15 protein-coding genes are annotated in these 15,258 nt (G+C 45.2%); 1 reads left to right on the plus strand and 14 read right to left on the minus strand.

The genetic code is table 11. The features are described 5' to 3' along the window. Positions 1–13: 13 nt before the first annotated feature. The 11 genes from ESE_RS0108150 to rimP form a co-directional block, all read right to left on the minus strand. Positions 14–1,720 carry an NFACT RNA binding domain-containing protein gene (locus ESE_RS0108150; protein ID WP_010373731.1) on the minus strand — a complete coding sequence of 569 codons (1,707 nt, stop codon included), beginning with the start codon at positions 1,718–1,720 and terminating at the stop codon, positions 14–16. 26 nt (positions 1,721–1,746) lie between these two features. Further along, on the minus strand, positions 1,747–2,688 hold the full coding sequence (ribF, locus tag ESE_RS0108155) for a riboflavin biosynthesis protein RibF (RefSeq protein WP_010373733.1): 942 nt from the start codon (positions 2,686–2,688) through the stop codon (positions 1,747–1,749). Positions 2,689–2,842: 154 nt separating this feature from the next. Beyond that, the gene (locus tag ESE_RS0108160; RefSeq protein WP_010373735.1) at positions 2,843–4,042 is read right to left on the minus strand and encodes a DNA/RNA non-specific endonuclease; all 1,200 of its coding nucleotides are present in this window, start codon (positions 4,040–4,042) and stop codon (positions 2,843–2,845) included. A gap of 76 nt (positions 4,043–4,118) precedes the next feature. After that, a complete protein-coding gene (locus tag ESE_RS0108165; protein ID WP_010373737.1) occupies positions 4,119–5,342 on the minus strand; it encodes an NAD(P)/FAD-dependent oxidoreductase in 1,224 nt (407 codons plus the stop codon). Between the two features lie 182 nt (positions 5,343–5,524). Further along, the gene (gene truB, locus ESE_RS0108170; RefSeq protein ID WP_010373739.1) at positions 5,525–6,436 is read right to left on the minus strand and encodes a tRNA pseudouridine(55) synthase TruB; all 912 of its coding nucleotides are present in this window, start codon (positions 6,434–6,436) and stop codon (positions 5,525–5,527) included. Positions 6,437–6,509: 73 nt separating this feature from the next. After that, the gene (rbfA, locus tag ESE_RS0108175) at positions 6,510–6,866 is read right to left on the minus strand and encodes a 30S ribosome-binding factor RbfA (protein WP_010373741.1); all 357 of its coding nucleotides are present in this window, start codon (positions 6,864–6,866) and stop codon (positions 6,510–6,512) included. A 25-nt stretch (positions 6,867–6,891) separates the two neighbouring features. Beyond that, positions 6,892–9,135: a translation initiation factor IF-2 gene (gene infB / locus ESE_RS0108180; RefSeq protein ID WP_010373743.1), complete on the minus strand. Its 2,244-nt coding sequence runs from the start codon at positions 9,133–9,135 to the stop codon at positions 6,892–6,894. Positions 9,136–9,147: 12 nt separating this feature from the next. Next, positions 9,148–9,453 carry a YlxQ-related RNA-binding protein gene (locus ESE_RS0108185; protein WP_010373745.1) on the minus strand — a complete coding sequence of 102 codons (306 nt, stop codon included), beginning with the start codon at positions 9,451–9,453 and terminating at the stop codon, positions 9,148–9,150. Beyond that, positions 9,443–9,742, minus strand: a complete 300-nt coding sequence (gene rnpM / locus ESE_RS0108190; protein WP_010373747.1) for an RNase P modulator RnpM — start codon at positions 9,740–9,742, stop codon at positions 9,443–9,445. The genes ESE_RS0108185 and rnpM overlap by 11 nt, the downstream gene beginning before the upstream one ends. Positions 9,743–9,754: 12 nt before the next feature. Further along, positions 9,755–10,894: a transcription termination factor NusA gene (gene nusA / locus ESE_RS0108195; RefSeq protein WP_010373748.1), complete on the minus strand. Its 1,140-nt coding sequence runs from the start codon at positions 10,892–10,894 to the stop codon at positions 9,755–9,757. A 19-nt stretch (positions 10,895–10,913) separates the two neighbouring features. Continuing rightward, complete coding sequence (gene rimP / locus ESE_RS0108200) at positions 10,914–11,600, minus strand: ribosome maturation factor RimP (RefSeq protein WP_010373750.1); 687 nt, start codon at positions 11,598–11,600, stop codon at positions 10,914–10,916. Between the two features lie 256 nt (positions 11,601–11,856). Between rimP and ESE_RS0108205 the strand changes: the two genes are divergently transcribed. Further along, the gene (locus ESE_RS0108205) at positions 11,857–12,225 is read left to right on the plus strand and encodes a hypothetical protein (RefSeq protein ID WP_010373752.1); all 369 of its coding nucleotides are present in this window, start codon (positions 11,857–11,859) and stop codon (positions 12,223–12,225) included. 48 nt (positions 12,226–12,273) lie between these two features. Here ESE_RS0108205 and ESE_RS0108210 read toward each other — a convergent pair whose 3' ends face one another. From ESE_RS0108210 to ESE_RS0108220, 3 genes are all read right to left on the minus strand, one after another. Next, on the minus strand, positions 12,274–12,669 hold the full coding sequence (locus ESE_RS0108210; RefSeq protein ID WP_010373754.1) for a GNAT family N-acetyltransferase: 396 nt from the start codon (positions 12,667–12,669) through the stop codon (positions 12,274–12,276). 8 nt (positions 12,670–12,677) lie between these two features. Next, positions 12,678–13,784, minus strand: coding sequence for an alpha-hydroxy-acid oxidizing protein (locus tag ESE_RS0108215; RefSeq protein WP_010373755.1), 1,107 nt, complete (start codon positions 13,782–13,784; stop codon positions 12,678–12,680). A gap of 147 nt (positions 13,785–13,931) precedes the next feature. Further along, complete coding sequence (locus ESE_RS0108220; RefSeq protein WP_010373756.1) at positions 13,932–15,140, minus strand: MFS transporter; 1,209 nt, start codon at positions 15,138–15,140, stop codon at positions 13,932–13,934. Between the last annotated feature and the right edge of the window lie 118 nt (positions 15,141–15,258).

Raw genomic sequence — 15,258 nt, forward strand, 5'->3', positions numbered from 1 at the left:
TAACGATTTGTTATTACTGTTGTGCTGGCTTATTTTGACGTAACCGTTGCACCAGTGCAAAATCAGGCGTCACTGCCATGGTCGTTTGTCCCTCGAAAATTACGAAACCAGGTTTAGAACCGTTTGGCTTTCGCAACCGACGGACTGGCAAATAGTCCACTGGCACATTCGCTGAATCTCGAGCCTTCGAAAAGTACGCTGCTAACATCGCCCCTTCAAGTAACGTGTCATCAGATGGATTGGCATCGTGAATAATAACGTGCGACCCAGGAATATCCTTGGTGTGTAGCCAGATATCTGATTTAGCAGCCGTCTTCATTGACAGTCGCTCATTTTGCAAATTGTTCTTACCCACTTCAATCAACGTGCCATCAGTTGCGTAGAACTTTTCTGGCTGGCTGACCTGAGGCTTTTGCTTCTTCTTACTCTGCACCCGCATGTAACCTTCTTGAATCAATTCTTGACGAATTTCTTCAATATCCTTTGGCGAGGCAATATCAATTTGCGCAAGCAAGTTTTCAAAATAATCGACTTCCTCTTGCGCCATTGCAATTTGCTCATTCAAATACTTCACAGACGTCTTCAATTTGTTGTACTTCGTGAAATACTTCTGGGCATTTTGTGATGGGCCGATTTGGTTAGACAACGCAATTTTGAGTGGCTTATTATCGTCATAATAATTTGGCAACTCAATTTCAGTCATACCACGCTCCACTTGGTGCATGTATGTCGTCAACAACTCACCTTTAACCTTAAATTCATCCGCATTATCAGCTGCATCTAGTTCAGCTTGTTGCTTCTTAATCTTAGTTTTATTCTTCTTTAATTCATTTCGAACAACACGCAAAACAATGGCCGCCTGTTGTTGCACACGATCACGTTCTGATTTTTCAGCAAAATACGCGTCCAACATTTCACTGAGCGTTGGATAGGTTAGCACATTCCCCTGTACTGTTAACCACTCAAATGGGGTGAAATTAACACCCTTCTCAGTGGAAATCAAGCGTGGATCTGGCTGGTCAAAGCGATCGAACCAATCTTGTGCTAACTTCATCGCATCACCGGATTGTTGCAACACCGCTGCTAGTTCTTGCGCTGAATCACGGGCAAACCCTTGGAACGTGGTTTGAATACCCTTCGCCAAATCGTTCACATCTGGGTTATCCAAAATCAAGTTAGCTAGTCCGTCAAGTGACTCATACGGATTAATCACATCTTGCTTCGGTGGCATAACATAAGTACCACCGGGCATTAGCGTCCGTACACGATTTTGGTCAGCAGGAACGTGCTTAATCAAATCCAAAATACGTTGTGTCGGTTCGTCAATCAAAAACAGATTAGAGTGACGTCCCATCATCTCCAGGATAAGCGACGTCTTCTCTTCGTCACCAAGCTCATTACGGCCAGAAGTGGTGAACTTAATCATACGATCATTTGCCACCTGCTCAACGCGCAGCAATTGGGCGCCTTCTAGATGCTTACGAAGCATCATGGCAAAATTAGGTGCCGTTTGCGGGTTCGCATACTTAATGCGAGAAATCTGTGCCCGCGCAAACGAAGGATGCGCACTCAATAACACTGGATAATTCGTACGATTATTACGAATCACCAGGAAAATTTCATTAGGGTATGGCTGGTGAATCTTCATGATTCGGCCACCAGCCAATGTTTCATTCAACTCACGCACCATTGCGTGCGTAAAGAGACCATCAAAAGACATGATTTGTCTCCTTTCTTTTTCTTAGACTACACTTCTGCTAAAAAGCGTCGTGACACAGATTCATCTTCTTGGAGCTTTGCAATCAAAGCATCCATACCAGTGAATTTTTCTTCACCACGAATGTAATGATGCCAACGAACGTTCACACGCTCGCCGTAAATTTCTTGTGCAAAATCAAACAGGTTAATTTCAACTGTCTTTGGCCGGTTTTCACCAAAGGTCACATTGTAACCAATCGATGCCATCCCACCGTACCATTTACCAGCGATTTCTAATTCGACCACGTACACCCCAACTCCTGGTAACCGCTCACCTGGCGTAGTTTCAATGTTGGCTGTTGGGTAACCCATTTCACGCCCACGGGCCTCACCGTGCACAACTACGCCACTAGTTTGGTAGGGCTGCGTTAACAACTCATTCAACGCATCAACCTGACCGGCATCAACCAGTTGACGTGCACGTGTTGACGCACTCTCTTCTCCGTCAACATCAACACGTGAAACTTCGATGACGTCAAAGCGACCAGCCGCGTAGCCGGGCAAGTGTGACATATCGGCTTGGGCGTCGCTAGCACCATAGGTGTGATCAAAACCAGCTACAACGGCTGTTGCACGTAAACCAATCATATACTGTTCAACAAAGTCAGCTGGCGCAAGTTTCGCCAAAGCAGACGTAAAGTTAACGACGTAAGCCACGTCAACCCCCATCTCTGCAAGCAACGTTAATTTACGTGGTAATGTCGTGAGATACGTCAAAGGGTGTTGGTGTGCAGTAAATACAACCGACGCATGTTGATCATACGTAAGCACTGCCAATTTCACACTTCGTGCCGTCGCTTCAGCTTTCGCACGATTAATCACAGCGCGATGTCCTGCGTGAACTCCGTCAAAAAAGCCCATGGCTAACACAACTGGCTCGTCGGCAATTGTGGCAGCGTCAAAAGGATGATGTAATGTGATGACTTCCATTGTCAGCGCCTCTCGTTTCAAAAATTCAATGCTTTCATAATAACATAAAACCCCGCGCAAGGCGGGGTTTAGTCAGAATATTCGCGATATAACAGCTTTTAAAAAAGAATGAGCGTTCATTTATTAAACGTGTTAGCACCCGTGTTCATCTGGTTTACCTTTCAGTCATACTGTGACGCTTACCCTGTTGAATGGCCTGACTCTCAGGCATTTGTACCAAATTTGCCTTATTTGTATTGGCTGGCATACTATCCGTACCATACCAATACACAGCGCTCGATCCACCACCCGTTACGTACACAGTGGGGTCATTCGTTGTCGCTGGTGCTTGTGCGGCAGGTGCCACACTTGATTCAGATGATGCGACAGGCGCACTACTACTTGCGGCCGGGGCTGATGCCACCGGGGCCGCTGGTGCAGCATTTACTGTATTTGTAGCTGTGCCATCGGCATAGTTGATTGTGGCATTTGGGCTTGTATTGTCAAGATATACGACCGTTGCATCATCATCCCCAGATTCTTCGCGTCCACCACCAACTTTAATCTGGATTCGCTTACCGGCGTCGTCATAGCCAACATACGCTAATCGCACTTTGCGGGGAATTAACTCGTCTTGTGCATAAAGTGGTGTCACTTGATAATCCAACCGGAAATTAGGATGTGTCGCTAACCAACTATCCAAATGGTTCTCATAGTAAAGCATGCTGGCGGTATTGCCTTCATCCATACCACTATAATTTCCTGAGTTCATCCAGGCTGTCTCAGGAACCAAGTTTCGTGCTTCATCATTTAATCCTGAGAACTGATAACCTACCAAGTGTCCACGTGCCATTAACCAAGCTTGTTTCGACCCTGTTTGTTCACCAGACTCTGAGTACCAAAACTTAAAATTGTGCCAACCAACTGGATCATACGTCAGTCGTTCGGAACGTTTCGCAGTTGGTTCTTCTGCGTTTGATAATTGAATATGACTATCACGCGCCCGGCCCAAATGATCTAGGCTAGCCATAACCATTTGTCGCTGACTAGCATAAGGCAGTGGCTTTTGCACCGTCCCGTTTAGCCCTTGAACTTGAGTTTCTGGATTTCCTGTCGCAGCGGTAGAACTCGAGGCTGCAACCGCTTTAGACGATGCACTTGATGACGTTACAGAAGTGGCCGCTTTCTTTTCACTCGAAGTCTGACTACTTGCAGCATGACTAGTTGCCTGTGATGAGGCCTTTTTTTCAACATGTGAACTAACCTGTGATGATTGGTTCTTTGCATCATCGTGTGACCCACCAGATGCGCCAACACCGACAAACAACAATAAGACCAGGCCAACCAAGCCGGTCGCTTTTAATTTATTACTCATAACGTACCTACTAAGAATTTTTTCTTAGTTTAGTATACAGAAAAACACCAGTTTTAGCTGGTGTTTTTACAAGTTCTTAATGATACAAATCAAAGCGTCCCTTAGCCATGACTTGCTTAATCCCGCCAGTTTCTAATAACGATTTATTCATAATGACCTTCTTGAGCATCGATGCCGGATAGCCACGGACTTCATGTTCGTCGCCAACCACCCCAATTGCACTCGTATTACCAATTGAACAAACTGTACCGAGTGATTTATAAGTAAATGGTGTTAATTCATAGCCCGTGACTGCAGCCAAGACGTTTTTGCCCGCAATTTCCCCCATGACTAACGCTAATTGTGCAGTCGTTGGTAAAATTTGGCCGGTTTCCGAATCCGTGGCCGCTGCAACATCACCCACAATATAAATGCGATCATCTGCTGGATCTTGCAGATATGGTGTAACACTCATGCGGTTTCGCTTTGCTTGATACCCCGACGCCGCCATAACGCTTGACCCACGTACACCGGTGGTCCAGATAATCGTGCCAGCAATCACCTCACCACTTTCGCCAGTCTCACGGTCGGCATAGTGCATCACATCTGGCTCAATCGCATTAATGCCTTTCCCTGATTCAATAACTGCCCCACGCCCTCGCAAAACCGCCAAACCATAGTCAACTAGATGCTGAGAAAAAACACTTAGTGGCCGTTTAGCGCCATCAACTGACATAATTTGAATTTGGTTAGGTGCCACGCCTGCCATTTCAGCATAGCGCTCACGGTTTTCAGAAAGTGCCCCCAACAATTCAACCCCCGTAAAACCAGCTCCTGCCACCACGATATGCAAATGGCGCGGATCATTATCTTGGCGATACGCAAACATCTCATCCGTGATGTGTTGTTGAATTCGTTCTGCTGAATCAACGGAATCCATCGGCAACGCATATTCTTGAACACCTGGAATCCCAAAATCTTCAGATTCAAATCCCAACCCAATAATTAGATAGTCAAACCCGATTGATTCATGATTAGCTAGTTCAACCCGATGCTGGGCACGATCCACCTTCGTTACCCGATCTTCAATAAATTCCGTCATCTCTGGATTTACGACATCTGCAATCGGATAAGTAATGCGATCAGCCGTCAACGCACCCGATGCCACTTCATGTAAATCCGTGGCTTCGTAGTGATAAGGATTTTGATCGACCAGCGTGATGCTCATGAATGACGCATCTGCCCGCTTTTGTAAGACCTTCAGCGCCATTAGGCCCGCATAGCCAGCACCTAAAATTACCACGTTTGTTTTCTCTGCCATATCTATTGTCTCCTTTTACACGATTTCTTAGCATGTTCCCAATCATGCCAGACTGCTTTAGTCTGTATTGTAGGTGGTGAATTTGAAGATTTTTAGGTACGACACTTACACAGTACTTAATCTAACGAAAAAAGGCGTCGAATTACCGATCAAAACTGGTAATTCGACGCCTTAAACAAGACCTATTCAATTGAAAATGTTCGATAAGGCCGGTACTGATTACGATCTGCCCGCCATTCAAAGACTGATTTCACATCACCCTGGTAGGTAATAACAATCTTATCCGCCACAGGAATCAAGGCCGTTTTAGGCAAACCAATCCCGTTCTTCACTTTTGCCCATTGCTCGTCAGTTAATGCAACATGTGGATATTGGGCCACAGCGCTATCTAGCGGTTGCAACCAAGCGTCCACATTCCCGTTAGTTGTCATCATTTCAGCAATATCAGCCAACGAATGAGCTTGACTTAAGTCATAACCGCCAGCCTTTTGGCGCGTAAGTTGACTCATGACCGCTGGTACGCCAAGCTGTTTACCCAAGTCAACAGCTAGTGTGCGAATGTAAGTCCCCTTGGAAACCTCCGCAACAAATGTAAACTTTTGCGTTCCAGTTGTTTCATCAAATATTGGCTCAGACGTACGTTCAAATCGATAAATAGTCGCTTGGCGCTCAGGTCGCTCGACAGTTTCGCCAGCTCGAGCGTATTCATATAAACGACGGCCATTGACTTTAACTGCCGAAAACATCGGTGGAATTTGGGTAATGTCACCCGTCAAGGCCTTCATGGCAACCGCAATTTCGTCAGTCGTAAATGGCCGTGACAATGGTTGAGATTCGACTATCTCGCCATCCAAATCCTCAGTTGTTGTGGCAAACCCAAATGTTACTTCACCCGTGTAAATCTTACCGGATTCTTGTAAAAATTCAATTGTCTTGGTCGCTTTTCCAAGCGCCACTGGCAGAACCCCGTCAACTGATGGATCTAACGTCCCAGCGTGACCAATCTTTTTCATGTGTAAAATTTTACGTAATTTGAACACAACGTCGTGTGACGTCATGCCTGCTTCTTTGTATACCGGTAAAATACCATCCATGATGTAATCCTCTTATCATTTTTAGCTATGTATGAAAATAGCGACCCAAAGCAGGTCGCCATTCTCTAAATTATTAGTCGTTTTGGTGTAGTTGACGAATCAAATCATCAATCTTGTTACCATATTGGACAGATTCATCCTTAACGAACTTCAATTCTGGCGTCTTGTAAATTGCCAAACGTGATCCCAATTCCTTGCGAATCAAACCAGTGGCGGCTTCCAAACCAGCAGCTGCCTTTTGATTAACAGATGCCAATTCTGACAAGACACTGTAGTAAATCTTAGCTTGTTGCAAATCACCAGTAACTTCAACACCGGTAACCGTTACACCTTCGACCCGAGGATCGCGGATGCGTTTTAGCAACAAATCGTTGACTTCACGTTGGATTTCTTGTTCAAGACGTCCAACACGGAAATTTTGTTGTGCCATTTTAGCTCTCCATTTCCTTTGTTAATTAGCGAGGAATCTCAACCATTTCGTAGGCTTCGATTACATCACCAATCTTTTCATCATTGTAGTTTTCAATCGTCAAACCGAAGTCGTAACCGTTCTTAACTTCCTTAACGTCATCCTTAAAGCGACGCAAAGAAGCAAGCTTACCGTCAAAGATAACGATACCATCACGAATCAAGCGAACTGAAGAGTTACGCGTAATCTTACCTGATGTCACCATACCACCGACAATCGTTCCAATCTTAGAAACCTTGAACAACTCACGAACGTCAGCTGTACCAACAATTTCTTCCTTGAACTCAGGATCCAATTGACCCTTCATCGCAGCTTCAATTTCATCGATTGCGTTATAGATAACGTTGTGCAAACGAATATCAACCTTGTCTGAGTCCGCTTGTTGACGGGCTTGTGGCGTAGGACGCACGTTAAATCCGACGATAATCGCACCAGAAGCTTCAGCCAAAGTGACGTCCGATTCGTTAATTGCACCAACGGCCGTGTGCAAGATATCAACCTTAACACCGTCAACGTCAATCTTACGGAATGAACCAGCCAATGCTTCAACAGAACCTTGCACGTCAGCCTTGATGATAACTGGCACAGACTTCATTTGCTTTTCAGCCATCTTGTTAAACAAGTCTGAAACAGAAACGACGTTGTTACGGTTACGATCAGCAATCAAAGCACGCTTAGCACGCTCTTCACCAGCTGCACGGGCAGTCTTTTCATCTTCAAAGACGACGAAACGGTCACCAGCAGATGGCACATCATTCAACCCAGTAATCTCAACTGGTGTTGAAGGAACAGCTTCCTTAACACGACGACCACGATCGTTCGTCATCGTACGAACACGTCCGTATGTGTTACCCACAACAATTGGGTCTCCAACGTGCATCGTTCCTTGTTGAACCAAGACCGTCGCAATCGTTCCACGACCCTTGTCCAAACGAGCTTCGATAACAGAACCAGCCGCACGTTGATCAGGATTTGCCTTCAACTCCAACACGTCAGCCGTCAACAAAATCATCTCCAACAATTCTTCGATGTTTTGACCAAACTTGGCTGAAATGTTGACGAAGATTGTGTCTCCACCATACTCTTCTGGGATCAATTCGTATTGCATCAATTGGTTGATAACGTTTTCTGGGTTTGCACCAGGCTTATCAATCTTGTTAACTGCAACGATAATTGGCGTCCCAGCTGCCTTGGCGTGGTTAATCGCTTCAATTGTTTGTGGCATAACACCGTCATCGGCAGCCACAACCAAAATCGTGATATCCGTGATATCAGCTCCACGGGCACGCATCGCCGTAAAGGCCGCGTGTCCAGGCGTGTCCAAGAACGTAATCACACGACCTTCATCAGTCTTAACTTGGTAAGCACCGATGTGTTGCGTGATTCCACCAGCTTCACCTTCCGTAACGTGTGAGTTACGCAAGTAGTCAAGCAAAGTCGTCTTACCGTGGTCAACGTGTCCCATGATCGTAACGACTGGGGCGCGAGGAGCCAAGTTTTCTGTATTTTCTTGCTCTGCTTCAAAGAACTTGTCGATGTCGGCAATGTCGACTTCAACCTTTTGCTCAGCTTCAATACCGTAATCGGCAGCCAAGATTTCGATTGTGTCAGCATCCAATGATTGGTTTTGATTAACCATCACACCCAACATGAACAACTTCTTGATGATTTCCGTGGCATCACGGTGAATCAACTTGGCAATATCTTGCACGTTCATACCAACTGAGTAAACCAGAGTTTCTGGTAATGGTTGGTCCTTACGTACTGTTGGTGCTGGTCGGTTTTCGTTGTTACGGTTACGACCAGGCCCCTTCTTACCCTTCTTGTTGTTACGGTTATTACCGTTCCAGTTGTTGTTTGGGCGACCGTTGTTTCCACCGCGGTTGTTCTTGCGGTTGTTGTTACGGTTACCACCTTGGTTACCGTTACCATTGTTTGAACGGTTTTGGTTACCTTGGTTGTTGTTACGGTTTTGGTTATTACCACCGTTGTTTTGGGCTGCCTTAGGAGCGTTGTTTTGGGCAGGCTTCTTAGGTGCCTCGGCCTTCTTTTCGGCCTTTGGTGCTGTCTTAGCAGCTGGTTTTACGGCATTCGTCAACGTCTTCACCGCCTTATCGTCAATTGTTGACATGTGGTTCTTAACGTCCAAACCAGCCTTTTCAGCTGCTGACACTAAGTCCTTTGATGAAACATCTAATTCCTTCGCCAATTCGTAAATGCGCTTGGTCATGTGTCATCCTCCCTAGATTTCTAAGTATTCCCGCATCTTTTTCGCAAATCCTCGGTCAGCTACTGCAATGACAGTACGCGCTAATCCGGTTGCGTCAGCTAATTCTTGTCGTGTCAAAGCGGTTGTAAATGGCACGTTATAGCTGGTTGTCTTATCTGTAAATTTTTTCATACTACTTGCACCGCCATCGTTAGCAAAGAAAACTAAACTTGCTTTACTGTTTCGAATTGAGCCAAGTACCATATCCTCACCGGTCACTAGTTTGCCAGCACGGCGCGCTAATCCCAATAAGTTTAAAAGTTTTTGCTTATTTTGCATCGCCAAACAATTCCTTCCGTGCAGCTTGGTGATCGACGTAGGCCATCAACTCATCATAGAAGTTATCGTCAAGCTTCGTTTCGAAAACACGATCAAACGTGCGCTTCTTCTTCGCCATCTCGGCAACTTCAACTGATAATGAGATATATGCCCCACGACCGTTTGCACGGTTGGTTGGATCAAGTTCAACGTTACCTTCGGGGGTACGTACGATGCGCACGAGTTCCTTCTTCGGTACCATTTCACCGGTTACGATGTCTTTTCGCATTGGAATCTTACGTGGCTTCATGAGCACACCTCCTTAGGCTTCTTCTGATGCCTCGAAATCGTCGGCCACATCAGCTTCGATAACTGGTGCGTTAGCGGATTCGTTTTCCTTGTTTGCCATGTCAGCAACAACAGCGTCACGTTCGCTTTCAGGCTTAATATCAATCTTGAAGCCTGTCAAACGAGCAGCCAAACGAGCGTTTTGTCCACGCTTACCGATAGCCAATGACAATTGGTAATCAGGAACCAACACCGTTACAGCACGGTCGTTTGTTGGATCAAAGATAACATCCACGACTTCAGCAGGGTTCAAAGCATTCTTGATAAATTGGGCTGGATCTTCTGTCCATTCCACAATATCCATGTTTTCGCCTGACAATTCAGTCACAACGGCTTGCACACGGGCACCGCGTTGACCAACCATCGTTCCAACGGCATCCAAGTTGCTGTTATGTGAATAAACCGCAATCTTTGAACGATCACCAGCTTCACGAGCGATTGACTTAATTTCCACCGTACCATCAAATACTTCAGGTACTTCGGCTTCGAACAAACGCTTAACCAACTCAGGGTGCGTACGTGAAACGAACACTTGAGGTCCCTTTTGTTCGTTTTGAACTTGTGACACCAATACCTTAATTTTGTCACCCATTCGGTATGACTCATTTGGCATTTGATCACCTTGCTTCATGGCAGCCTCTTGGTTACCGGGCAAGATAATGTACAAGAAACGTGAATCTTGACGTTCAACTTCTCCCGTAATGACTTCGTTCTCATAACCGATAAACTTGTCATAAACAACGCCACGCTCAGCTTCGCGCACCTTTTGCATAATGATTTGCTTAGCTGTTTGAGCAGCCAAACGGCCAAAGTCAGCTGGTGTTACTTCGAAACGGATTTCATCCCCAATTTCGTAAGCCTTGTTCAATTCCAAAGCTTCTTCCAAAGTGATTTGCTCATAAGGCTCGTCGATTTCTTCAACAACCGTCTTAACTGAGTAAACCTTGATGTTACCCTTCTTTTGATCGAATTGAACCTCAACGTTTTCTGATTCGTCGTAGTTCTTTTCGTAAGCCTTCTTCAACGCTTCTTCGATCGCTTCTACCAAGACTTCAGCCTTGATACCCTTTTCTTGCTCCAAAGCGTCAAGGGCGTTTACTAATTCCTTACTCATTTGGATTCTCCATATAAAATTAGAAGTTATTTGCTTGACGAGCTTGCGCAATTGCGTCACGTGGGACATCAACTGCAGTTTCATCTTCCAAAGTGATTGTCAACGCTTCATCAGAAACCGCCGTCAACTCACCCGCAAAGTCTTTCTTACCATCGATTTTTTGATATGTTGACACACGAACCATCTTGTTCATCGCCCAGTCGAAATCTTCCGGTGTCGTTAAGATGCGTTCCTGGCTAATCGTCAAGTTTGCTTGCTTAATCGCTGTACGTGGTACATCAATACGCTTACGCTTACCCTTGACTGTAATTGCCAATGTCAACATATCGTCAGTGACGGCAAGTAATTCACCGTCAAATTCATTTTCTCCGTCCACCTCTTGGTTTAAGGCAACGTGAATATATTTTTCGAGCGCCCACTCGTAATCTTGTGGTCGCTTTAATTCACGTTCTGCCCCAGGAGATGAGACATCCATCAAGTATGCCTCAGGGAATGGATCTGGTTCGATCTGGTCCATACGCTCACCAATTGTTTCAGTTAGCATAACCAAATCGTCCATGTTAATTGCACCGTCAAGACGATCAACTAACACACGGAGCACCATATCTGATCCTTGTTTCTCGTAAATCACATCCCAGAGATCAAACCCTTGGTCTGCCAACTCAGGCGCTAGGACAGCTTGCACTGTTTCTACAACGTTTGCCATATTATTCCCTCCCTTCGTTCCGTAAAATCATCTATGTCAGAGGTAAAACCCTAAAAAAATGAGCGGCCAAGGAATTTCGTTCCTGGCCACTCAATTAAGAGCTTATTCATTAACAGTTATTATAGTAACACCATTCTGGTGGAATAGCAACTTATATCACACTGTATATGTGTTGGCACCCTATTTCAAATCTTTCTAACAATTCGTCTGTATAATGATGGTATCTATCCGAGGAACACAGTACAGGAGGCTACCCATGCAAACAGAACAACTTATTTTAACGGCCATCAACACCGTTCGCCAGGCGTTTGGTCACGGTCGCTTCATCGACCCTACCGATTTGTCTACACCGGCGGCCGTAGCAGCCATCCAAAAATATCTTGCGGCTGCACCAAGCATTAACGACGACACAGTTGCTATTGATGTCTATCAAGGTGCCGAACTGCCATTGGTCGTCTTTTCATATAATCATGACGGTCAAATCATCGCTGGCGAGACTTGGACCTGGATTATGTTAGACGAAGCCTTGGTGGCAAATGGTACCGCCTTTCGTCTGATGAGTACTGATACTGTCGAACGCCTAAATATGTCACTTGGCCAATCAATTGTTCACTATGCAAAATAACGCAAAACGTCTGGTAAGTTCACATTACTTACCAGACGTTTTTTACTATTATAAGCGACGTTGCAAGTAAACACGCGTTCGTCCCATTACAGGCACGTCAGCTAGTTCACCAAATACCGTAAACCCGTTCGCTTCATAGAATGCTTGCACCGCATCGTTGTCGGCATATGCCGTTGCCACCTTTGCACCACGCTGGCCACTACGCATAAAGACTTCACGCAATAGCGCCGCATCAACGCCAACCGCCTGCAGACCTTCCGATAACACAAGCTGCTTAATGTGCACCTCTGCACCCATAAATTCAGCGATTATCCCACCAACTGGCATTTTTTGATCGTTTAACACAGCAACCGCAATGTCAGCGTCTTGCGTCGTTATTTCACGACCCAGAATTCGATTCAGGTGGGCGTACAGTTCAGTTACGGTCGTCTCTTTTAATTCCATGGTTATCCTCAAAATTTTGCATTGATAATTTTGGCACGTTGCAACTCAGCTACCGTGTGGGCGCCCGTCAATTGCATCACACTCCTTAATTCCGTTGCCAAATGCTCATACACTGATTGTACACCAGCCGCCCCACCTTGGTTCAACCCCCAAAGCATTGGGCGACCAAGTGCGACAACATCTGCTCCTAGTGCAAGGGCCTTCGCAACATCCTCACCGCGTCGAATACCAGAATCAAAAATAACCGGTACACGGCGGTTAACAGCCTTTGCAATCGCCGCCAAAGTATCAATAGATGCTGGTGCCCCATTTAGTTCACGGCCACCGTGATTAGAGACCCAAATACCGTCAGCGCCAGCCGCGATGGCAGCTAGCGCATCATCAGGATCTTGAATCCCCTTTACAATTACCGGCAAGCCATGGGCCATTTCTTTAACCTTGTTAATATCGCGCAATGACAAATCTTGCTTTGCCCGTGCATAAATATCAGCAATCCCCAATCCTTCACCAGAACCAGCAGCATTTGAAAACGCCGCCAAGTTCTCCATTGGCAATGGGAACGTAAAGTTATTAATAATATCGGCCTCACGATACCCACCTAACGTGGCGTCAGCGGTCAAAATAATGGCCTTATAACCATTATTAACTGCTTCGTCTAGCAAATACTGATTAAAATCATCATCACGGGACATATACAACTGGAAAAACTTGGGTGTATCCGGCGCCGCGCTTGCTACATCCGCAATACGTGAATTGCCGTACGTTGACAGACTGAAAATCGATCCTGCAGCACCAACTCCCTTGACGGTAACTTGTTCACCGTCTTGGTGCATTAACCCATGCGCTGCAATTGGTGCCGCAATCACGGGCATCGTAAGTGGAATATCAAATAAGGTTGTACTCAAATCAGGCGCCGCAATATCTTGCAACATACGCGGAATTAATTGATAGTGACGAAACGCTTGTTCGTTATCTCGCAACACTTGTTCGTCTGAAGATCCACCATCCACGTAGCCAAACGCTCCCGCTTCGGTGTCACGTTTTACAGCGTCACGCAACCTTGGCAAGTCAATAATGTTTAGTTTTTCTTCTTTTGTACTGCCTTGATAAGTCATCAGAATTACCTTCTTTTCTTGTTAAATAAATTGCAGAACACTTTTTACAACTTTTAGTTTAGCCCGCTAACAAAATTATGGCAGAAAAAAGGTGTAACCGTTTGCAGAAAAAAGCACCTAACAGGATTGTTAGGTGCCAAAATCTAATTAGTGCGCATCAACTTGTGGTGCCGCATCATGTTCGTGATTGTAAAACTTGTAGTATAAGAGACCCGCAATTACCGGAACGATAGCTGCTAGCAAGTACAATTCACGGAAATTCATCAACTTTTCAATGTCACCCAAGACAAATGGGCCAACACCAATTCCCAGATCCAATCCAATGAAGTACGTTGACAACGACACCCCAACTCGTAAGGCATTTGGTGCCATCTTCAACGCCACGGCCTGTCCATTTGACATAAAAGTTCCGTAGCCCAATCCGATAAATGCACCAGCAACCAATAATGTAAAGCCAGAATGTGTCAAGCCTAAGATAACTAACCCAATAGCAAGTGAGATATATGATGGGTACATCACATAATCTTCACCCTTCACATCGAAGATTCGACCAGCCATGGGACGTGTAATGGTAATGACCAGGGCGTACACCACAAAGAAGAAAGAACTAATCCCCACAAGGTGAATCGTCTTTGCATAAGATGAAAGGAATGACAATACTGATGAGTAAGAGAAGCCCATCAAGAAGCCAATGCTGGCAATGAAAATTGTATTGCGTTCAATCAAATTATCAAATGTCATATGACGCAAATCGGCTTTTCGTTCAGGGGTCAAAACCAAATTACGAACTGGCAAAATCAGTGTCGCAATCGTGGTCAACAAAATCAATGCAGATGACACTTCCACAATAAAACGGAAATTCGTCAAGTTAAGCAAGATCATCCCCACAAACGGCCCAATAGCTGCAGCGAGCGACGTACTCAACCCATAGAAGTTGATGCCAAGTCCCTTTTTATCTTCTGGAATGTAGTCTGTCACAATGGCATTGGTGGCAGTCGAAGCCATACCATAGGCGAAACCATTGACCAAACGAACAACAAACATCACCCCAATATTAGGGATAACGAGATACGCAAGCGTCGAAATCAAATATAGAATCGCACCATAGCGTAGTGACTGCTTACGACCAATGATATCAAGTTGCTGCCCGATAAATAAACGAGCAAGCAATGTGCCAATAACATAAATTCCCGATGCTAGTCCCGCTTGCGCTAAACTAGCGTGCAAATTCGTGTGTACCACGACGGCAATAATCACCATTAATAGGTAGTACACTAAGTAAATGACGAAATTAATCGCCGTAATGCTGACAAACCCGGCATTCATAATACTGGTGACCGGTTTTGAATCATTCATAATCAACAACTCTCGCTTTCATAACGTAATGTCCTTAATCATAGCGAAGCTGGCCTCGTTTCCCAAAAACCATTTTTTCAAAATTTAAAAACTCATTTTTGTTCCGGTCACGTGTTCT

Source organism: Weissella cibaria KACC 11862 (genome assembly GCF_000193635.1).
Classification (GTDB): domain Bacteria; phylum Bacillota; class Bacilli; order Lactobacillales; family Lactobacillaceae; genus Weissella; species Weissella cibaria.